Origin of the sequence: Pseudomonas sp. ANT_H4, assembly GCF_008369295.1 — a bacterium.
Taxonomy (GTDB): Bacteria; Pseudomonadota; Gammaproteobacteria; order Pseudomonadales; family Pseudomonadaceae; genus Aquipseudomonas.
Map to the genome: position 1 here is coordinate 135417 of NZ_VOBG01000003.1, position 20295 is coordinate 155711.

Consider the following 20295-nt stretch of genomic DNA (forward strand, 5'->3'; position numbering starts at 1 on the left):
TCTGAGTTGTGGCGTAGAGCCATCAGGCAGCGTCAGATCGCTACGTTGCCGACAAACGTTAATGTAGGGCAAGACGCCTGCTTCCATCTTCAACGCGGGGACACATGCAGACACTTAAGGTCGATCTTGGCGAGCGCAGCTACCCGATCCATATTGGCGAAGGTTTGTTGGACCAGCCCGAATTGTTCGCACCGCATATTGCCGGGCGACAAGTGGCGATTATCTCCAACGAGACGGTTGCGCCGCTTTATCTTGAGCGTCTGAGTCGCAGCCTTGAGGCGTATTCGGTTATTTCGGTGATTCTGCCCGATGGCGAAGCGTTCAAGACCTGGGAAACCCTGCAACTGATCTTCGACGGCCTGCTCACTGCCCGTCATGATCGTCGCACCACCGTGGTTGCCCTAGGCGGCGGGGTTATCGGCGACATGGCCGGTTTCGCGGCGGCCTGTTACCAGCGCGGCGTGGACTTTATCCAGGTGCCGACCACGCTGCTGTCCCAGGTCGATTCGTCGGTGGGCGGCAAGACCGGCATCAATCACCCTCTGGGCAAGAACATGGTCGGTGCGTTCTATCAGCCCAACGTGGTGCTGATCGATACCGCTACCCTCAATACCCTGCCACCCCGTGAGCTGTCGGCGGGCCTGGCGGAAGTCATCAAGTACGGGTTGATCTGCGACGAGCCGTTCCTGACCTGGTTGGAAGAACATGTCGACGCCCTGCGCGACCTGGACCAGGTCGCGCTGACCGAAGCCATTTCCCGCTCGTGCGCTGCCAAGGCGCTGGTGGTCAATGCCGACGAGCGCGAGTCCGGTGTACGGGCCACTTTGAACCTGGGTCACACCTTCGGCCATGCGATCGAAACGCACATGGGCTATGGTGTGTGGTTGCATGGAGAGGCCGTAGCGGCCGGCACAGTGATGGCATTGGAGATGTCGCAACGCCTGGGCTGGATCAGCAGCCAGGAGCGTGATCGCGGTATTCGCCTGTTCCAGCGCGCCGGGTTGCCGGTCATTCCTCCCGAGGTGATGACTGAAGCTGATTTTCTCGAACACATGGCGATAGACAAGAAAGTGATCGACGGTCGTCTGCGTCTGGTGCTGTTGCGCCGAATGGGCGAAGCGGTAGTGACCGACGATTATCCGAAAGAGATTTTACAGGCCACGCTGGGAGCGGACTACCGCGCCCTGGCTCAGCTTAAAGGTTAATAAGATCCCGATGACTAGTTTGCATGCTGACGAGGCGTTTCTTGGCCATTACCAGTTAAATCACGACCCTTTTGCTCCACGGGTGCCTGGTTTCAAATTCTTCCCTGCCCAACGCAAGCCGGTGTTGGGGCAGTTGCACCACCTGGCGCGTTACAGCCAGCTGCTGCTGGTGGTCACGGGCCCGTTGGGCAGTGGCAAGACCTTGTTGCGTCAGGCGCTGGTGGCCAGCACCAACAAGCAGTCAGTGCAGAGCGTGGTGGTGTCAGCCCGTGGCGCCGGTGATGCGGCGGGCGTGCTGCGCCAGGTCGCCCAGGCCCTGGACGTGTCCAATGCCGAGCCGACGGCGATCCTCAAGCAAGTGGTACAACTGGGTCTGACCGGCCAGGAAGTCTACCTGCTGGTGGATGATGCCGAGCAGCTCGACGAATCCGCCCTTGAAGCGTTGCTGGCCCTGGCGGCCGGTACGCCTGAAGGTCGTCCTCATGTGTTCCTGTTCGGTGAGTCGTCGCTGATTGCCGATCTGGAGCAGTTGAGCGGTGAGGAAGAGCGCTTCCATGTCATCGAACTGCAGCCTTACGAAGAAGAAGAAACCCGCGAATACCTGGCCCAGCGTCTTGAAGGTGCCGGGCAGGGAATCGAACTTTTTTCCGCTTCGCAGATCTCTGATATTCACGAAAGCTCCGACGGCTGGCCTGGCACCATCAACCAGGTCGCCCGGGATGCCATGATCGAAGCCATGATTGCCAGCCGCTCAGCGGTAAAGCGTCCAAAGATGGGGTTCACCATGCCGAAGAAACACGTATTGGCAATTTCCGCTGTTGTCGTGGTTGCCGTCGCCGCTGCCTGGTTGATTCCAGGCCGCAGCAAGGCACCGACAACCGCGCCTGCCGAACAGGCACAGCTGCCATTGGGCAAACCAACCACTAACGGCGCGCCAGCCGTTGAATTTTCCGGCTCCGGCCAGCCTACCAACCTGCCGATGGTCGGCCAGCCGGTCATGCGTGGCCCGTTGGCGGAAGAAGCTGGCGCCATCTCCGAAGGCGACGACGGCGTGCCAGTGGAAGGCTCCAGCGCCACTCCGCCGACTGTTACCACCACCGCGCCACCCGCTGGCGTAGCACCGAGCCCCGCGCCTGTTCCGGCTCCAGTAGCCAAGCCGGCGCCTGCACCTGTCCAGGTGGCGACCGCCAAGCCTGCCCCGGCGCCAGTTGCTAAACCAGCACCAGTTGCCAAGCCTGCGACCGTAGCCAAGGCCTCCGCTGGCAGCAGCTGGTACACCAGCCAGCCGGCCAAGAACTACGTGGTGCAGATCCTCGGCACCAGCTCCGAAGCCAGCGCGCAAAACTTCGTCAAGGAGCAGGGCGGCGAGTACCGTTATTTCAAGAAAGACCTTAACGGCAAGCCACTTTACGTGATCACCTACGGCAACTTCGCCAGCCGTGATGCAGCTGTAACCGCTATCAAGGCCTTGCCAGCGAAGGTTCAGGCTGGTAAACCTTGGCCTCGTACTGTCGCCAGCGTCCAACAGGAACTGGCAGCAACTCGCTGAAGATTCGGCGGCCTTACCCAGGCCGCCTCTCCCGGCACCTCAAAAAAACCGCAAGTGCGTGCTGCCTTCCAGGCCGCGCGCTTTGTGGTGTCTGCGCACGTCGCTTTTGAGTCGTAGCGGTCAGAATTAAAAAAGTTTTGACTAGCACAGCATATCGCTTTAAACCTTTCATAAATGCGACATAGATTTGCGACATTTCGTCGCTAAATTTGTGAGCGTCTGTGTCGGTGTGTACAATGACCTCCCTTTTTCCCCCGCAAAGCCGGCGTACGTCCGGCGTGGAAGGTAACGGGTTGAATTGAAAAGAAATTTGCCTCGATCAAAGAGGCAGCCTGGTGAGAAAGTGTCTATGAAAGCAGGTCTGTACCAACCCGATGAATTCAAGGATAACTGCGGTTTCGGCCTGATTGCCCATATGCAGGGCGAGCCCAGTCATACCCTTCTGCAAACGGCCATCGAGGCCCTGACCTGCATGACCCACCGCGGTGGGATCAACGCCGACGGCAAGACCGGTGACGGTTGCGGCTTGCTGATTCAAAAGCCCGACCAGTTCCTGCGCGCAATCGCCAAGGAGCATTTCGGTGCCGACTTGCCCAAGCAGTACGCCGTGGGCATGGTGTTTTTTAATCAGGACCCGGTAAAAGCCCAAGCTGCTCGCGAGAACATGAACCGCGAGATCCTGGCTGCCGGCCTGCAACTCGTTGGCTGGCGCAAAGTGCCCATCGACACCAGCGTCCTCGGCCGCCTGGCCCTGGAACGTCTGCCGCAGATCGAACAAGTGTTCATCTCCGGCGACGGTTTCAGCGATCAGGACATGGCGATCAAGCTGTTCACTTCCCGTCGTCGTTCGTCCGTAGCCAACGCTGCCGACACTGACCACTACATCTGCAGCTTTTCCCACAAGACCATTATTTATAAAGGCCTGATGATGCCGGCGGATTTGACCGCCTTCTATCCAGACCTGAGCGACGAGCGCCTGCAAACCGCAATCTGCGTGTTCCATCAGCGCTTCTCCACCAACACCCTGCCGAAATGGCCGCTGGCCCAGCCATTCCGGTTCCTCGCCCATAACGGCGAGATCAACACCATCACCGGTAACCGCAACTGGGCAGTAGCCCGTCGCACCAAGTTCGCCAACGATTTGATGGACCTCGAAGAGCTGGGCCCGCTGGTCAACCGCGTGGGTTCCGACTCCTCCAGCATGGACAACATGCTGGAACTGATGGTCACTGGCGGCATCGATCTGTTCCGTGGCGTGCGCATGATCATTCCGCCTGCGTGGCAGAACGTCGAGACCATGGACCCCGATCTTCGGGCGTTCTATGAGTACAACTCCATGCACATGGAGCCGTGGGACGGCCCGGCGGGTGTCGTGATGACTGATGGCCGCTACGCGGTGTGCCTGCTGGACCGTAACGGTCTACGCCCGGCGCGTTGGGTCACCACCACCAACGGCTTTATCACCCTGGCTTCGGAAGTCGGCGTCTGGAATTACCAGCCCGAAGACGTCATCGCCAAGGGCCGCGTAGGCCCTGGGCAGATCCTGGCTGTGGACACTGAAACCGGGCAGGTTCTCGACACCGACGCCATCGACAACCGCTTGAAGTCCCGTCATCCGTATAAGCAATGGCTGCGCAAGAACGCTCTGCGCATTCAGGCGACCATGGAAGACAACGACCACGGCTCGGCTTTCTACGACGTCGACCAACTCAAGCAGTACATGAAGATGTACCAGGTCACGTTCGAAGAGCGCGACCAGGTGCTGCGCCCACTGGGCGAGCAAGGCTACGAAGCCGTCGGCTCCATGGGTGACGACACGCCAATGGCCGTGCTGTCCCAGCGTGTGCGCACGCCGTATGACTATTTCCGCCAGCAGTTCGCCCAGGTGACCAACCCACCGATCGACCCGCTGCGTGAAGCCATTGTCATGTCCCTGGAAATCTGCCTCGGCGCCGAGCGCAATATCTTCCAGGAATCGCCAGAGCACGCCTCCCGCGTGATCCTCAGCTCGCCGGTCATTTCCCCGGCCAAGTGGCGTTCGTTGATGACCCTGGAGCGTCCAGGCTTCGACCGGCAGATCATCGACCTGAACTACGACGAGAGCATCGGCCTGGAAGCTGCGGTGCGTAACGTCGCCGATCAGGCTGAAGAAGCCGCGCGCGCTGGTCGTACCCAGATCGTGCTGACCGACCGTCATATCGCCCCGGGCAAGTTGCCGATCCACGCTTCCCTGGCCACCGGCGCGGTGCATCACCGCCTGACTGAAAAAGGCCTGCGTTGCGACTCCAATATCCTCGTGGAAACCGCCACCGCCCGCGACCCGCACCACTTCGCGGTGTTGATCGGTTTCGGCGCCTCGGCGGTCTACCCGTTCCTCGCGTACGAAGTGCTGGGCGACCTGATCCGTACCGGTGAAGTGCTGGGCGACCTCTATGAGGTGTTCAAGAACTACCGTAAAGGCATCACCAAGGGCCTGCTGAAGATCCTGTCGAAGATGGGCATCTCCACCATCACGTCTTATCGCGGTGCTCAGTTGTTCGAAGCCATCGGCCTGTCGGAAGAAGTCTGCGACATGAGCTTCCGTGGTGTGCCGAGCCGCATCAAGGGTGCGCGTTTCGTCGACATCGAAGCCGAACAGAAAGCCCTGGCAGCCGAAGCCTGGAGCGCGCGCAAGCCGATCCAGCAAGGCGGCCTGCTGAAGTTCGTTCACGGTGGCGAATATCACGCCTACAACCCGGATGTGGTCAGCACCTTGCAAGCCGCTGTGCAGCAAGGCGACTACGCCAAGTTCAAGGAATACACTGCGCTGGTGGATAACCGCCCGGTGTCGATGATCCGCGATATGTTCAAGGTGAAAACCCTGGACACGCCACTGGCCATCAGCGAGATCGAGCCTCTGGAATCGATCCTCAAGCGTTTTGACTCCGCCGGTATTTCCCTGGGCGCCTTGTCGCCTGAGGCTCACGAAGCCCTGGCCGAAGCCATGAACCGCCTGGGTGCGCGTTCCAACTCCGGTGAAGGTGGTGAAGACCCAGCGCGTTACGGCACCATCAAGAGCTCGAAAATCAAGCAGGTGGCTACTGGCCGTTTCGGTGTGACCCCGGAATACCTGGTCAACGCCGAAGTGCTGCAAATCAAGGTTGCCCAAGGCGCCAAGCCAGGCGAGGGCGGCCAGTTGCCAGGCGGCAAGGTCAACGGCCTGATCGCCAAGCTGCGTTACGCAGTGCCTGGCGTGACCCTGATTTCGCCACCGCCGCACCACGACATCTACTCCATCGAGGATTTGTCGCAGCTGATTTTCGACTTGAAACAAGTCAACCCCAAGGCCCTGGTCTCGGTGAAGCTGGTAGCAGAAGCCGGCGTCGGTACTATCGCCGCCGGTGTGGCCAAGGCCTATGCCGACCTGATCACCATCTCCGGCTACGATGGCGGCACCGGCGCATCGCCGCTGACCTCCATCAAGTACGCTGGCGCGCCATGGGAACTGGGGCTTGCCGAAACTCACCAAACCCTGCGTGGCAACGACCTGCGCGGCAAGGTTCGGGTGCAAACCGACGGTGGCCTGAAAACCGGCCTCGACGTGATCAAGGCCGCAATCCTCGGCGCTGAAAGCTTCGGCTTCGGCACCGCACCGATGATCGCCCTGGGCTGTAAATACCTGCGCATCTGCCACCTGAACAACTGCGCCACCGGCGTCGCTACCCAGAATGAGAAGCTGCGCAAGGATCACTACATCGGCACCGTCGACATGGTGGTGAATTTCTTCACCTACGTCGCCGAAGAAACCCGTGAGTGGTTGGCCAAGCTGGGCGTGCGCACTCTCGAAGAGCTGATCGGCCGTACTGATCTGTTGGAAATCCTCGAAGGCCAGACCGCCAAGCAGCAACACCTGGACCTGACGCCGCTGTTGGGCAGCGATCACATTCCTGCCGACAAACCACAATTCTGCCAGGTGGAACGCAACCCGCCGTTCGACAAAGGCCTGTTGGCCGAGAAGATGGTCGAGATGGCTACTTCGTCGATCAACGATGCCAGCGGCGGCGAATTTGTCCTGGATATCTGCAACTGTGACCGTTCCATCGGTGCGCGGATCTCCGGTGAAATCGCCCGTAAACACGGCAACCAGGGCATGGCCAAGGCGCCGATTACCTTCCGCTTCAAGGGCACCGCTGGCCAGAGCTTCGGCGTCTGGAACGCAGGCGGCTTGAACATGTACCTGGAAGGCGACGCCAACGACTACGTGGGCAAGGGCATGACCGGCGGTAAGCTGGTGATCGTTCCGCCGGTGGGCAGCGTCTACAAGACGCAGGACAGTGCCATCATCGGTAACACCTGCCTGTATGGCGCGACCGGCGGCAAACTGTTCGCAGCGGGTACTGCCGGCGAGCGATTCGCGGTGCGTAACTCCGGTGCTCACACCGTGGTGGAAGGCACTGGCGATCACTGCTGCGAGTACATGACCGGTGGTTTTGTCGCCGTTCTGGGCAAGACCGGCTACAACTTCGGTTCGGGCATGACCGGCGGTTTCGCCTACGTGTTGGACCAGGACAACACCTTCGTCGACAAGGTCAACCACGAACTGGTGGACATCCAGCGGATCAGCGGCGAAGCGATGGAATCCTATCGCAACCACTTGCAGCATGTGCTGGACGAATACGTCGAGGAAACCAACAGCGAATGGGGCCGTAACCTCGCTGAAAACCTTGATGACTACCTGCGTCGTTTCTGGCTGGTCAAGCCCAAGGCTGCCAACCTGAAATCGTTGCTTTCCAGCACCCGTGCCAACCCGCAGTGATATGCGCCTGAAGAGTTTGATGAGGTTTTAACATGGCTGAACGTCTGAATAACGACTTCCAGTTCATCGATGTCGGGCGCAAAGATCCGAAGAAGAAACTGTTGCGTCAACGCAAGAAAGAGTTCGTGGAAATCTACGAACCCTTCAAACCCCAGCACTCGGCCGACCAGGCCCACCGCTGCCTGGGTTGCGGTAACCCGTATTGCGAATGGAAGTGCCCTGTGCACAACTTCATTCCCAACTGGCTCAAATTGGTGGCTGAGGGCAACATCCTCGCCGCCGCCGAGCTGTCCCACCAGACCAACACCTTGCCGGAAGTCTGCGGCCGGGTGTGCCCACAGGATCGTCTGTGCGAGGGTGCCTGCACCCTCAACGACGGTTTTGGGGCGGTGACCATCGGTTCGGTGGAGAAGTACATCACCGACACCGCGTTCGCCATGGGCTGGCGCCCGGACATGTCCAAGGTCAAACCCACCGGCAAACGTGTGGCGATCATCGGTGCCGGGCCTGCGGGGTTGGGCTGTGCCGATGTACTGGTGCGTGGCGGCGTGACTCCGGTGGTGTTCGATAAGAACCCGGAAATCGGTGGCCTGCTGACCTTTGGCATCCCTGAATTCAAGCTGGAAAAGACCGTGCTGAGCCACCGTCGCGAAGTGTTCACCGGCATGGGCATCGAGTTCCGTCTCAACACCGAGATCGGCAAAGACGTGACCATGGAGCAACTGCTCGAAGAATACGATGCCGTGTTCATGGGCATGGGCACCTACACCTACATGAAGGGCGGCTTTGCCGGTGAGGACCTGCCGGGCGTCTACGACGCTTTGGACTTCCTGATCGCCAACGTCAACCGCAACCTGGGCTTTGAAAAGTCGCCGGAAGACTTCGTCGACATGAAAGGCAAAAAGGTCGTGGTACTGGGCGGTGGCGACACGGCGATGGACTGCAACCGTACCTCGATTCGCCAGGGCGCCAAGTCGGTGACCTGTGCTTATCGTCGTGACGAAGCCAACATGCCGGGCTCGCGCAAAGAGGTGAAGAACGCCAAGGAAGAAGGCGTGAAATTCCTCTACAACCGCCAGCCGATCGCCATTGTGGGTGAAGATCGCGTCGAAGGCGTGAAAGTGGTCGAGACTCGTCTCGGCGAACCGGATGCCCGTGGCCGTCGCAGCCCCGAGCCGATCCCGGGTTCCGAAGAGATCATCCCGGCTGACGCCGTGGTCATCGCCTTCGGCTTCCGTCCAAGCCCGGCGTCTTGGTTTGAGCAGTTCAGCATCCAGACCGACAGCCAGGGCCGCGTCGTGGCTCCGGAACAAGCCCAGTACAAACACCAGACCAGCAACCCGAAAATCTTCGCCGGTGGCGATATGGTTCGCGGTTCTGACCTGGTGGTGACGGCGATCTTCGAAGGCCGCACTGCCGCTGAAGGGATCCTGGATTACCTGGGCGTCTGACGACGCCAGCTGCAAGTTTCAAGCTATTAGCTGCAAGCTCAAAGCCACGGTGCTTGCGGCTTGCAGCTTATAACTTGCAGCTGTTCCTCTGCGACTAATTGACCCGATAGACAAAAGGCACGGCGCATACCGTGCCTTTTACGTCGCGCTCTGAGAAAATGCCCGCACTTTTTATGCGGATGCCGACATGACTGCCCTCAAGAACGACCGTTTCCTTCGTGCCCTGCTCAAGCAACCTGTTGACGTCACCCCTGTGTGGATGATGCGTCAAGCCGGTCGCTACCTGCCGGAGTACCGCGCCAGCCGCGCCAAAGCCGGCGACTTCATGAGCCTGTGCATGAACCCGGAGTTCGCCTGCGAAGTCACCATGCAGCCGCTGGACCGTTATCCACAACTGGATGCGGCCATCCTCTTCTCCGATATCCTGACCATCCCTGACGCCATGGGCCAAGGCCTGTACTTTGAAACCGGCGAAGGCCCGCGTTTCAAGAAAGTCGTCAGCACCCTGGCCGACATCGAAGCCCTGCCGATCCCCGATCCTCACAAGGACCTGGGCTACGTCATGGACGCGGTCAGCACCATTCGCCGTGAGCTGAACGGCCGCGTGCCGCTGATCGGCTTCTCCGGCAGCCCGTGGACCCTGGCCACCTACATGGTCGAAGGCGGCTCGTCGAAAGACTTCCGCAAGACCAAGGCCATGCTCTACGACAACCCGCAAGCTATGCATCTGTTGCTGGACAAGCTGGCTCAGTCGGTCACCTCCTACCTCAACGCCCAGATCATGGCAGGCGCCCAAGCGGTGCAGATCTTTGACACATGGGGTGGCAACCTGTCGGCGGCGGCGTACCAGGAGTTCTCCCTGGCCTATATGCGCAAAATCGTCAGCGGCCTGATCCGCGAACATGAAGGTCGCAAGGTGCCGGTGATCCTGTTCACCAAGGGCGGCGGCCTGTGGCTGGAAAGCATCGCTGATGTTGGCGCGGACGCACTGGGCCTGGACTGGACCTGTGACATCGGCGAAGCCCGCCGTCGCGTGGGCGGCCAAGTGGCGCTGCAAGGCAACATGGACCCGACTGTGCTGTACGCCAAGCCGGAAGCGATCCGCACCGAAGTTGGCCGCATCCTCGCCAGCTACGGCAAAGGCAGCGGCCATGTGTTCAACCTTGGTCACGGGATTACGCCGGAAGTTGACCCGGAGCACGCTGGCGCATTCATACGGGCGGTGCATGAGTTGTCGGCGCAATATCACGAGTAACCAGGTTGCGATAACAAATAACGCCCGGCCTGTGCCGGGCGTTTTGCATTAAGTTTCAATTCAGGCGCGGTGTTTATGCTGACCCCATCGAAACCCAAATTGGATCACTCCCATGAAAACCCGTTACTTAGCTCTCCTGTTGGCCCCCTTGTTTAGCACCGCAGCCCTGGCGGGTGCTGGTTACACTGGCCCCGGTGCGCAATCGGTGGTCACTGTTGCTGGCGCCCAAGCTGCATCCGACGATACGCCTGTGGTATTGCAAGGTCATATCGTCAGTCGCCTCAAAGACCACGAAAAGTACGAGTTCAAGGACACCACCGGTACCATCGCTGTGGAAATCGATGATGAGGACCTGCCACCCGTTCCCTTCAATGAGAAGACCCAAGTCAAGCTGACCGGTGAGGTCGACAAGGGCCTGATGAGCCGTGAGATCGATGTTGACCGTGTGGAAATTATCAACTGACCACTGACACACATCTCCACAGGGCCGCTTAGCGGCCCTTTTCGTTTTTTGCCGGCAGTTTGCTCAGGTGCAATGCCACCAGCAAAGCAATCACCAGTAGGCTGGTGATAAAGCCGCCGATCCCGCTCCACCCCGCGTAGTGCCAGAAAATCCCACCCGCCGTCCCGGCAATGCTCGACCCGGCGTAATAACTGAACAGGTACAACGACGAGGCCTGGCCCTTGGCTTTCAGCGCGCGCCGGCCGATCCAGCTGCTGGCCACCGAGTGGGCGCCGAAGAAACCAAACGTGAACATCAACATGCCGACGATCACCAGCACCAGCGGCGTAAACAGCGTCAGGGTGATGCCGGCGAGCATCAGCACGATGGTGGCCCAGAGCACCCGCCGACGGCCCAGGCGGTCGGCCAGTGAACCGATTTTTGCCGAGCTATAGATGCCCGACAGGTACACCAGCGACAGCAGGCCCACTACGGCTTGGCTCAAGTCATACGGATCTGCCAGCAAGCGATAGCCGATGTAGTTGAACATCGTCACGAACGCGCCCATCAACAGGAAGGCTTCAAGGAATAGCCACGGCAGGCCGGCGTCCTTGAAGTGCATGGTGAAGCCGTCCAGCAGGCTGCGCGGGTTCAGGGTGCTGGCGCGGAAGTTGCGCGATTCGGGGAGGATTTTCCAGAACACCGTGGCCGCGATCAGCGCCAGGGCGCCGATGATCAACATCGCCGTGTGCCAACTGACGAAGTCGATCAGTACACCAATGATCAAGCGCCCGCTCATGCCGCCAATGGCGTTGCCACCGATGTACAAGCCCATGGCCAGGCCGATGTGTTGTGGATGTATTTCTTCGCTCAGGTAGGTCATCGCCACGGCGGCCAGGCCACTTAAGGACAGGCCCACCAAAGCCCGCATCAGCAAAATACCCTCCCAAGTGGGCATCAGGCCGCTGGCGATGGTGCACAGTGCGGCGCAGAATAGCGCGGCAACCATCACTCGCTTGCGCCCAAGGGTGTCGGAAATCGGACCGGTAATCAGCAAACCAAAGGCCAGCATGCCGGTGGCTACCGAAAGAATCAGGCTGCTCTGCGCGGCATTGATGGAAAACTCGTGGGACAGCGCGGGCATCATCGGCTGCACGCAATAGAGCAAGGCGAAGGTGGCGAAGCCGCCGGAAAACAGCGCCAGCACTGTGCGCATGAACATCGGCGTGCCTTTTTCGATGTACTGCTCATTGAGCTGCGCCACCACCTCATCCAGGGCGGTGGGCGGGACTTCTTGAGCAAGTGGGGCGACAGCAGATTTCACGCGGGACCTCGGGGCGGAAAAGCAGCCAGGGCTGGCAATGGGAAAAAGAATATAGCTGCCTAATGATTCTTTCCAATATATTGTTCGACCTGTTTGATAGCTTTTACGACCTAATAGGGTTTCCATGGAATTGCGCCATCTGCGTTACTTCATTGCCGTTGCCGAAGAGCTCCATTTCGGCCGCGCGGCTCAGGTGCTGGGCATCTCGCAGCCGCCGCTGAGCCAGCAGATCCAAGCGTTGGAACAAGAGATTGGCGCTCGTTTATTTGAACGTACCAATCGCCGGGTCGAACTGAGCGAAGCGGGTCGACTGTTCCTGCAAGAGGCGCGATTGGTGCTGGCCCAGGTCGGTAAAGCGGCGGACGTGGCGCGTCGTGCGCAACTGGGGGAGTTGGGCGAACTGAAGATCGGCTTCACCTCTTCTGCGCCGTTCAACTCCAGCATCCCACAGGCAATATTCGCCTTTCGCCAGGCCTTCCCGGCGGTGCATCTGAGCTTGCAGGAAATGAGCAGTACCGAGGTGGCTGAGTCGCTGGTGGACGAGTCGATCCAGGTTGGGTTGATGCGGCCGTTGCCGTTGCCGGACTCCTTGAGCGTTGTGGAGTTGATGCGTGAGCCGCTGGTGGCTGTACTTAACGCAGGTCACCCGCTGGTGGACGGTAGCGAGCGCGGTTTGCATCTGGCGCAATTGGCAGACGAGCCTTTTGTATTTTTCCCGCGCACCTATGGCAGTGGTTTGTACGCCCAGTTACTTAACCTGGCCCGCGACGCCGGCTTCAGCCCGCACTTCGCCCAGGAAGCGGGGGAGGCCATGACCATCATCGGTTTGGTCGCCGCCGGCCTGGGCGTCTCGGTACTGCCTGCGTCCTATCAGCGCATCCGTATTGATGGCGTGGTCTACCGCACCCTGCTTGATCAGGAAGCGGTGACGGCGGTGTGGCTGGTACAGCGCAAGGGCCAGCCATCGCCCATGGCCAAGGCGTTTGTTGAGTTGCTGAGGCGTAAGGCAGTGGTGTAGCGACGATCACATCTCAAGTAACGGAACCGTCTTAGTAGTTTGTTGTGGATTTACGCAGAATCGCTTCTTTTTAAGCGAGAGACATGGATGGCACTTCTCTACCAGCCTAAAGAAGGCAGTGTGCTGATTTGTGATTTTCGGGGCTATGAAGCTCCGGAGATCATCAAGGTCAGGCCTGTCATTGTGATACGCAAGCACAGGACCAATAAGTTGTTGGTAACAGTGGTGCCCTTGAGCACCACGGAACCGCGAACGGTGCTTGAGCACCATTTTCAGTTGGAAAGCCATTTGCAAGGAGCGAGTCCGGTCTGTTGGGCGAAATGCGATATCGTCGCTACCGTTAATCTAGGCAGGCTTGATCGGATCAAGAGCAAAGATCGGCATGGAAAACGCATTTACAAAATAGCCGAACTTACCAGTGAACAATTCTTGGCAGTGAAAGCGGCGGTGCGCAGTGCGTTGGGGTTGTGATGAGTGTCAGACGTGACGAGCGGCGATATGACACCAATTGCCGATTACCTGTTTTCAGGCATACTGGCCGGGTTCCCGAAAGGGGCTTGTGAGACTCTGAGGATCCTGGGCAACCAGCCATCGTAGAGCCAGGCAGGAAGCGGCGATGACAAGCCAACCTGTTTGTGAAGAGGGCGCCGAAAGGCGCCCTTTGTCGTTTCAAGGGGCAAGTAGCAAATGCCTCAATTCTGCTTCGAAGTCCCGGTCTCCTTGAACAGCTGCGCTGCCGGGCTCGTGTTGCTGCCACTCACACCCGTCACCCCATTGGCGCGCAAGCCGGCCAGGATGTCCCGATCCAGCATGCTGATCCAACGGTTGTAGTTGCGATGGATCTTGCCGTTCTTGTAGCCCAGGTCGCGGCTGTCGCGGTAGGTGATGGCGTAGCTGGTGCGGGTGTAGCGGATATCGATTTCAGCGTGGTACTGGTTGCGTACGGTGATCTCGGCCTGGATCAGTTGCGGATCAGCGCGCTGCACGGTCCATTCGCGTTTCTCCAGGGCCGCGAGGATCGCCTGTTTGACCTTTTCGTCGCTGGCCTGGACGTTGGCCGGGATGTCGGTCTGGGTGTTGAGCACCGGCTTGCTGGTGCAGCCAGCGGCGGTCAGCAGGGCCAGGGCGATGAGGGTGGCACGTAACAGGGAAGACATTCCGTTTCTCCAATCAGTTAAAAAAGCTTACTGCCAGCGGCGAAAGATCAGCGAAGTGTTAACGCCGCCAAAGGCAAAGTTGTTGTTCATCACGTAGTCGTTGTGCATTTCGCGGAACTCGCCGCGCAGGTAATCCAGTTCGCCGCAGCGTGGGTCCACTTCATCGAGGTTGAAGGTGGGCACGTACAGGTCGTGATTCATCATTTCGATGCTGAACCAGGATTCCAGCGCACCACAGGCGCCCAGGGTGTGGCCGAGGAAACTCTTCTGCGAACTGATGGGCATGCGGCTGCCGAACAGGTTGCTGGTGGCCTGGGTTTCGGCGATATCGCCCTGTTCCGTGGCCGTGCCGTGGCCGTTCACATAGCCGATGGCGTCAGGTGCCAGGCCGGCATCTTCCAGCGCCAGTTCCATTGCCCGGCGCATGGTGACCTGTTCGGGACGGGTGGTGTGCTGGCCGTCGGCGTTGCTGCCAAAACCCACCACTTCGGCGTGGATGTGTGCACCGCGTGCCAAGGCGTGTTCCAGCTCTTCAAGTACCAGCATGCCGCCGCCTTCGCCGATCACCAGGCCGTCGCGTCCACTGTCATAAGGACGCGGGCTGGTTTGCGGAGCGTCGTTTTTCAGGCTGGTGGCGTAGAGCGCATCGAACACCATGGCTTCGGTGGGGCACAGCTCTTCGGCGCCGCCGGCGAGCATCAGCGGCAGGCGGCCGAACTTGATGGCTTCATAGGCGTAGCCGATGCCCTGGCTGCCGCTGGTGCAGGCGCTGGACGTGGGAATCAGGCGCCCGGTAAGGCCGAAAAAATGCTGATATTCGCCGCGGTGGTGTGGGGCATCATCCGCACGTAGGAGTTGGCATTCAGCCCTTGCGCCACCGAGTTGAGCAGCATATTGCCGAAGGCCTTGATCTCATCGGTGCTGCCGGTGGATGAGCCGCAAGCCACACCCATGCGACCGTCCTTGATCGACTCGTCGCCCAGCAAACCGGCGTCCTGCAACGCCTGTTCCGCTGCCCACACCGCCAGGCGCGAGACCCGGCCCATGCTGCGCAGCTGCTTGCGAGTCCAGTGGGCCGGCACCACGAAATCATCGATCGGCCCCGCCAGCCGTGTATTCAACTCGGTAAACCGATCCCACTCATCCATGCGCCGAATACCGCTGCGCTTGGCACGAAAGTTCGCCGCGATGCTGTCCCAATCCCTACCCAGGGACGTGATGCCGGCCATGCCGGTGACGACCACACGCTTCATCAACACAGGCCTCCGTTGACGGCCAGCACCTGACGGGTGATGTAACTCGCCTCGGCCGACATCAGAAAATTCACTGCGCCGGCGACTTCTTCCGGGGTGCCCATGCGCTGGGCCGGGATCATCTTCATCAGTTCTTCCAATGGCACGTTTTCGTCGAGCATCGCTGTGTCAATCAGCCCAGGGGCCACGCAGTTGACGGTGATCTTGCGCTTGCCCAGTTCGATGGCCAATGCCTTGGCGGCACCGATCAACCCGGCTTTCGAGGCGCTGTAGTTGACCTGGCCGCGATTGCCGATCAACCCGGAAACCGACGTGATGCAAACAATCCGCCCCGCTGCGCGTCGACGAATCATCGGCATCATCACCGGGTGCAGCACGTTATAGAAACCGTCGAGATTGGTGCGCATCACCACGTCCCAGTCGTCTTCCGACAGGGCGGGAAACGCGCCATCACGAGTCAGCCCGGCATTCAGCACGACGCCGTAGTAGGCGCCATGTTCTTCCACGTCTGCTTCCAGAGTCGCCTTGCAGCTGGCGCGATCCGATACGTCGAATTGCAGCACCCGAGCATTGCGGCCCAAGGTCTCGATTTCGTCTCGGACGGTGTCAGCCTCGGCCCGGCCGCTTCGGCAATGCAGCACAATGTCATGGCCGGCCTTTGCCAGGCGCAGGGCAATGGCGCGGCCGATGCCACGGCTGGAGCCGGTGACCAGTATGGATTCAGTCATGAAGGGACTCCTTCGGATTCAGCTAAATAAGTAGCCGCCTGTGGCGGTCGAAATACGTTCAGGCGCGCACTGGCCTGGATACCGGGCCCGGTGAGGTGGCATTCGAACACACCCATGCCGTTGTCATCTTCCAGGGAGCACAGGCCGTGGATGGTCAGTTCGCTGCCAGCCGGAAAACGCTCCACATTGCATTCAAATTTTCGGGTGCCCAAGAGAAATCCCAAGCCGACTTCATCACCGTTCTGCCGGGCGCGGCAACCGGCCCAGGCGGCGACGCTTTGCGCCATCAGTTCGACGCCAACCCAGGCGGGCAGGCTGCCGTCGTCCAGGTTGAACAGGCCGCCTGGTGTGACGGTGAGGCGGGTATGAATCTGTTCTTCATCGAACGCCAGGACCTGATCGATCAGGATCATGTCACCGGCGTGAGGCAGCAGTTCGGCGAGCGGCCAATCGATCATGGGGCGTCTCCGATAATCAGGCTGACGTTGTTGCCGCCGAAGGCGAAGGAGTTACTCATCAGGCAGCGTTTTTCCAGGGTGTCACCAGGCTCGACCCACTTTAAAGCGGGCAGCGCCGGGTCGGCCTGACCGTCCCAAATGTGAGGCGGCAAGGCGCGGGCGGTGTTCTCGGCGCACAGGCTCAGCCAGCAGAACGCTGCTTCCAGCGCACCCGCGGCGCCCAGGGTATGGCCGCTCATGGGTTTGGTCGAGGAACAGGCCACCCCAAAGGGGAACAGGCTGGCCACGGCCAGGCTTTCCATGGCGTCGTTATGCTGGGTCGCGGTGCCGTGCAGGTTCAGGTAGCCGATCTGCTTGGGTTGCAGTTTCGCGCTGGCCAAGGCCTTGCTCATCGCCTGCAGCGCACCTTTGCCGGTGGGCTCCGGTGCGGAAATATGGTGGGCATCGCAACTGGCGCCGCTGCCCAGCAGGGCGATGGGCGCCGGGGTCTTGCTCATCAGGAACAGCACCGCCGCCTCACCGATGTTGATGCCATTGCGGTTCACCGAGAACGGATTGCAGCGCTGCGCCGACACCGCTTCCAGGGATGAAAAACCATTGAGGGTCAGCTTGCACAGGCTGTCGACGCCACCGCACAACACCGCATCGCACATGCCCAGGTCCAGCAGGCGCTGGGCACTCATCAATGCGCGGGCGCTGGAAGTGCAGGCGGTAGAAATGACGTAGGCCGGGCCGCTCAGTTGCAGCCAGTCCGTGAGGAAGTTGGCCGGGGCGCTGAGTTCCTGTTGCTGGTAGTCGTAGTCGCTGGGGAACTGCTTGTCCCGCAGGTAATGAGCGATGCCGTGGCTGGCTTCGTCGATACCCGAAGTGCTGGTGCCGAGAACGATGCCGATGCGCGCCGCACCAAAAGTCTCGATCGCCTGTTGGATCTCATCAAAGATCTGCAACGCGGCTTCCAGCAGCAGTTGGTTATTACGGCTGCTCTGCTGGCCCAGTTCTGGTGGGATCGTCGCCAGTTCACCGTGTACGCCGGCCACCGGCAGTATGCGCTCGGGCACCCAGCCACTTTCCGCGCGCATGCCGGAGCAGTCTGCGGCAAACAGGTTGCGGCTGACTTCACCCTTGCCACGGCCCAAGGCGCAGATCACGCCGAGGGCATTGAGGTAGGCGGTCATGGGGCAGCCTCCAGCGGGGTGATGTGGTAGTTCAGGTCCTGGCCGGGCAGGTTCACGGTGAACACCTGAGGCGATTGGTAAATGATCTGCCAATGGGGCTTGAGCACCCTGATATCGTCGAACTCACGGGCGCCAGGATAGTTGCCGGGCACTTCATTTGCCGGGGTCAGGGCAAACAGCAACGCGGCAAACAACTCCCGCGCCTGAGGGTTGGGCGGCAGCAAACCGTCCGCCTGCCAGGCGCCGTCGATCAGCTTTTGCCGGGCCTGGGGAATGCCCAGCGGGTCCATCATCGACCAGCGAATCGCGCCGTCTTCACGCTGGATCACCAGCAGCCAATCCTGACGCTGGCCGTTCTGCTCGCGCTCTACATGCAATTGCAGGGGCAAGGTCAGGGTCGGATTCTTCGCCGGCAACGGCGGCTGGCTGGCGCAAGCGCTCAGCAATAAAACACAGCCCATCAGCAGCGCACGGATCATTGCTCGGGGCCCGCGAGGGGTTTGCGCGCGACCACGTTAACCAGGGTTTCTTCCCGCTCGCCGAACGGCTTGGCCCGGCGCAGTCCCCAGCGTTCCAGCAAGCCGAAATCCGTGGAGCGGCTCCACCACAGGTACGGATAGGAAACGTTTTTCAGCTCGAACTCGAAGCCCTGTTCGCGAATCATCTCCAGGTACTCGGCAGCGCTTTTCTGCACATGCATCGGATGGCGGAACAGCCAGCGAATGACCCACGTGTCGATGTACGCTTCGGTGGACTCGGCAAACAGCAAATAACCGCCGGGCTTGAGCACTCGATAGAACTCGCTCAGTGCGCGCTGCTGCTCCACCAGGTGATGGAAAGTCTGGTGACAGAACAGAATATCGACACTGGCATCGGCCACATCCAGCGTTGCGCAGTCGCTGCCGATCAACTCGATGGCGAGGCCCTGGCGCGTCGCTTCAGCACGGCTCAAGTCCAGGCTGTGGGGATCAGCGTCCAGACCGATCAGGCGCTCGGGGGCGAACACTTGCTGCAAATACTGGAACGACTTGCCCTGGCCACAACCGGCATCCAGCAGCACCGGCGCAACCGGCAACGGGTCGCTGAACAAACTGCGCAGGTCGTTGATTGCTACCCGCAGCACATGGTGCTGCCAGGTGTGGCTACGCAGGAACCAGAAGCCGAACCTGGTTTCCTCGACGTAGTTTTTGCTCAGGTATTGGCTGCTCATACCCCATCTCCCGCGCAGATTTGCGAGAGCATCCGCAGCCGGCGCTTGGGCTCGCTGACAAACGGGTTGCGCTCATCCCAGGCATATCCGGCGAGGATCGAACTGATCATCCGACGAATGTCCGGTGAGCTGGTGGGATGGAAAATCACATCCTGGAACGTTCCCGCGTACCAGCCCTCGACGTAGCAACGGAAGGTGTCGACTCCACGCTTCAACGGCTCGGCAAACTCGCTTTGCCAGTCGACCGTTTCGCCTTGCAATTGTCGGTGCAGCAAACCGGCGGCCATGCTCGCCGACCGCATGGCGATGGTCACGCCGGAGGAAAATACCGGGTCGAGGAATTCCGCCGCGTTACCCAGCAAAGCAAAGCCTGGACCATGCAAGGCTTTGACGTTGGCCGAATAGCCGCCGATGGTCCTGGCCTCGGTATCCCACACCGCGTTTTTCAGCACTGTGGACAGGCTTGGGGTTTCGTCGATAAAGCTGCGCAAGCAAGCGTCGAGGTCTGCATCGCGGCCGTCGAAATGCTCCTTGGCCGCCACCACGCCTACCGAGCAACGGCCGTTGCTGAACGGGATGGTCCAGAACCAGATATCGCGCTTGGTCGGGTGTGTGGTGACGAGGATCTTGCTGCGGTCGAAGCCCGGATGTTCGATACGGTCCTCGACATGGGTAAATACCGCCTGGCGTAACGGGAAGTTCGACGGCGCCTCCAGGTCCAACAGGCGCGGCAGGACGCGGCCGTAACCGCTGGCGTCCAGTACGAAACAGGCCTTGAGGTGGTACTCGCTGCCGTTCTCCCGGCGTATGTGCAGGTAACGGTTGCCTGCGGCAAAGTCGACGCCGACGAGGGTCTGGCCGTAACGAATTTCCACGCCCTGCAACGCCGCTTGATCCGCCAGCAGCTTGTCGAACTCGCCGCGCTGCACCTGGAAGGTGGTGGGTTTGCCGTTGCTGAAGGTGTCGCCAAAATCAAAGGCGCTGTAGCGCTCGCCCCAGGCAAACGCGGCACCGGTTTTCACCTGGAAACCGGCAGCGTTGACCGCGTCGAGCATGCCAGCTTCTTCGATAAAGTCGATGCAGTGGGACAACAGGCTTTCGCCGATGGAAAAGCGCGGGAAGTGCTGGCGCTCGATGATCAACACATCATGCCCGTTACGTTTAAGCAGAGCGGCAGCAATGGCGCCGGACGGACCGGCACCAATCACCACCACCTGGCGACGTTCCATTTCAACTGTGGACACTGTGGCTCCTTGCCGGTTGGGCAATCATCAA

General features: G+C 60.2%; 16 protein-coding genes and 1 pseudogene. 8 read left to right on the forward strand and 9 right to left on the reverse strand.

Annotated elements, in window-relative coordinates; genetic code table 11:
• Positions 1 to 104: 104 nt before the first annotated feature.
• The 6 genes from aroB to FQ182_RS05285 all read left to right on the forward strand — a co-directional run bounded on the left by aroB (position 105) and on the right by FQ182_RS05285 (position 10718).
• Positions 105 to 1205 carry a 3-dehydroquinate synthase gene (aroB, locus tag FQ182_RS05255; RefSeq protein WP_149411251.1) on the forward strand — a complete coding sequence of 367 codons (1101 nt, stop codon included), beginning with the start codon at positions 105 to 107 and terminating at the stop codon, positions 1203 to 1205.
• 10 nt (positions 1206 to 1215) lie between these two features.
• Positions 1216 to 2754 (forward strand): SPOR domain-containing protein, encoded by a 1539-nt coding sequence (locus FQ182_RS05260; protein ID WP_149411250.1) that lies wholly within the window; start codon positions 1216 to 1218, stop codon positions 2752 to 2754.
• Between the two features lie 349 nt (positions 2755 to 3103).
• Positions 3104 to 7549 (forward strand): glutamate synthase large subunit, encoded by a 4446-nt coding sequence (gltB, locus tag FQ182_RS05270; protein ID WP_149411249.1) that lies wholly within the window; start codon positions 3104 to 3106, stop codon positions 7547 to 7549.
• Between the two features lie 32 nt (positions 7550 to 7581).
• Positions 7582 to 9000 carry an FAD-dependent oxidoreductase gene (locus FQ182_RS05275; protein ID WP_149411248.1) on the forward strand — a complete coding sequence of 473 codons (1419 nt, stop codon included), beginning with the start codon at positions 7582 to 7584 and terminating at the stop codon, positions 8998 to 9000.
• A 187-nt stretch (positions 9001 to 9187) separates the two neighbouring features.
• The gene (gene hemE, locus FQ182_RS05280; RefSeq protein WP_149411247.1) at positions 9188 to 10255 is read left to right on the forward strand and encodes a uroporphyrinogen decarboxylase; all 1068 of its coding nucleotides are present in this window, start codon (positions 9188 to 9190) and stop codon (positions 10253 to 10255) included.
• 112 nt (positions 10256 to 10367) lie between these two features.
• Positions 10368 to 10718, forward strand: coding sequence for a YgiW/YdeI family stress tolerance OB fold protein (locus FQ182_RS05285; protein WP_149411246.1), 351 nt, complete (start codon positions 10368 to 10370; stop codon positions 10716 to 10718).
• Positions 10719 to 10746: 28 nt separating this feature from the next.
• Here FQ182_RS05285 and FQ182_RS05290 read toward each other — a convergent pair whose 3' ends face one another.
• Positions 10747 to 12021, reverse strand: coding sequence for an MFS transporter (locus tag FQ182_RS05290; protein ID WP_149411245.1), 1275 nt, complete (start codon positions 12019 to 12021; stop codon positions 10747 to 10749).
• A 124-nt stretch (positions 12022 to 12145) separates the two neighbouring features.
• Here FQ182_RS05290 and FQ182_RS05295 point away from each other — a divergent pair, with 124 nt between their 5' ends.
• A complete protein-coding gene (locus tag FQ182_RS05295) occupies positions 12146 to 13039 on the forward strand; it encodes a LysR family transcriptional regulator (RefSeq protein WP_149411244.1) in 894 nt (297 codons plus the stop codon).
• An 87-nt stretch (positions 13040 to 13126) separates the two neighbouring features.
• Entirely contained in the window at positions 13127 to 13510 is a 384-nt protein-coding gene (locus tag FQ182_RS05300; protein WP_149411243.1) for a type II toxin-antitoxin system PemK/MazF family toxin, read from the forward strand.
• Positions 13511 to 13731: 221 nt separating this feature from the next.
• Here the strand turns inward: FQ182_RS05300 and FQ182_RS05305 are convergent, their stop codons facing one another.
• The 8 genes and pseudogenes from FQ182_RS05305 to FQ182_RS05340 form a co-directional block, all read right to left on the reverse strand.
• Entirely contained in the window at positions 13732 to 14196 is a 465-nt protein-coding gene (locus FQ182_RS05305; RefSeq protein ID WP_149411242.1) for a hypothetical protein, read from the reverse strand.
• Positions 14197 to 14223: 27 nt separating this feature from the next.
• Positions 14224 to 15449: pseudogene (locus FQ182_RS05310) on the reverse strand (beta-ketoacyl-ACP synthase).
• Positions 15449 to 16177: a 3-oxoacyl-ACP reductase FabG gene (gene fabG / locus FQ182_RS05315; protein WP_149411241.1), complete on the reverse strand. Its 729-nt coding sequence runs from the start codon at positions 16175 to 16177 to the stop codon at positions 15449 to 15451. Before fabG ends, FQ182_RS05310 begins: the two are co-directional and overlap by 1 nt.
• Positions 16174 to 16635, reverse strand: a complete 462-nt coding sequence (locus tag FQ182_RS05320) for a hotdog family protein (RefSeq protein ID WP_133101334.1) — start codon at positions 16633 to 16635, stop codon at positions 16174 to 16176. Before FQ182_RS05320 ends, fabG begins: the two co-directional genes overlap by 4 nt.
• Positions 16632 to 17810 (reverse strand): beta-ketoacyl-[acyl-carrier-protein] synthase family protein, encoded by a 1179-nt coding sequence (locus FQ182_RS05325; protein ID WP_149411240.1) that lies wholly within the window; start codon positions 17808 to 17810, stop codon positions 16632 to 16634. Before FQ182_RS05325 ends, FQ182_RS05320 begins: the two co-directional genes overlap by 4 nt.
• Positions 17807 to 18289 carry a hypothetical protein gene (locus FQ182_RS05330; RefSeq protein ID WP_149411239.1) on the reverse strand — a complete coding sequence of 161 codons (483 nt, stop codon included), beginning with the start codon at positions 18287 to 18289 and terminating at the stop codon, positions 17807 to 17809. The genes FQ182_RS05325 and FQ182_RS05330 overlap by 4 nt, the downstream gene beginning before the upstream one ends.
• Complete coding sequence (locus FQ182_RS05335; protein ID WP_149411238.1) at positions 18286 to 19020, reverse strand: class I SAM-dependent methyltransferase; 735 nt, start codon at positions 19018 to 19020, stop codon at positions 18286 to 18288. Before FQ182_RS05335 ends, FQ182_RS05330 begins: the two co-directional genes overlap by 4 nt.
• A complete protein-coding gene (locus FQ182_RS05340) occupies positions 19017 to 20264 on the reverse strand; it encodes an NAD(P)/FAD-dependent oxidoreductase (protein ID WP_149411237.1) in 1248 nt (415 codons plus the stop codon). The genes FQ182_RS05335 and FQ182_RS05340 overlap by 4 nt, the downstream gene beginning before the upstream one ends.
• Between the last annotated feature and the right edge of the window lie 31 nt (positions 20265 to 20295).

Coding starts and splice junctions, on each gene's coding strand:
- aroB (WP_149411251.1), top strand. CDS start 105: ATGCAGACACTTAAGGTCGATCTTGGCGAGCGCAGCTACCCGATCCAT.
- FQ182_RS05260 (WP_149411250.1), top strand. CDS start 1,216: ATGACTAGTTTGCATGCTGACGAGGCGTTTCTTGGCCATTACCAGTTA.
- gltB (WP_149411249.1), top strand. CDS start 3,104: ATGAAAGCAGGTCTGTACCAACCCGATGAATTCAAGGATAACTGCGGT.
- FQ182_RS05275 (WP_149411248.1), top strand. CDS start 7,582: ATGGCTGAACGTCTGAATAACGACTTCCAGTTCATCGATGTCGGGCGC.
- hemE (WP_149411247.1), top strand. CDS start 9,188: ATGACTGCCCTCAAGAACGACCGTTTCCTTCGTGCCCTGCTCAAGCAA.
- FQ182_RS05285 (WP_149411246.1), top strand. CDS start 10,368: ATGAAAACCCGTTACTTAGCTCTCCTGTTGGCCCCCTTGTTTAGCACC.
- FQ182_RS05295 (WP_149411244.1), top strand. CDS start 12,146: ATGGAATTGCGCCATCTGCGTTACTTCATTGCCGTTGCCGAAGAGCTC.
- FQ182_RS05300 (WP_149411243.1), top strand. CDS start 13,127: ATGGCACTTCTCTACCAGCCTAAAGAAGGCAGTGTGCTGATTTGTGAT.
- FQ182_RS05305 (WP_149411242.1), bottom strand. CDS start 14,196: ATGTCTTCCCTGTTACGTGCCACCCTCATCGCCCTGGCCCTGCTGACC.
- fabG (WP_149411241.1), bottom strand. CDS start 16,177: ATGACTGAATCCATACTGGTCACCGGCTCCAGCCGTGGCATCGGCCGC.
- FQ182_RS05320 (WP_133101334.1), bottom strand. CDS start 16,635: ATGATCGATTGGCCGCTCGCCGAACTGCTGCCTCACGCCGGTGACATG.
- FQ182_RS05325 (WP_149411240.1), bottom strand. CDS start 17,810: ATGACCGCCTACCTCAATGCCCTCGGCGTGATCTGCGCCTTGGGCCGT.
- FQ182_RS05330 (WP_149411239.1), bottom strand. CDS start 18,289: ATGATCCGTGCGCTGCTGATGGGCTGTGTTTTATTGCTGAGCGCTTGC.
- FQ182_RS05335 (WP_149411238.1), bottom strand. CDS start 19,020: ATGAGCAGCCAATACCTGAGCAAAAACTACGTCGAGGAAACCAGGTTC.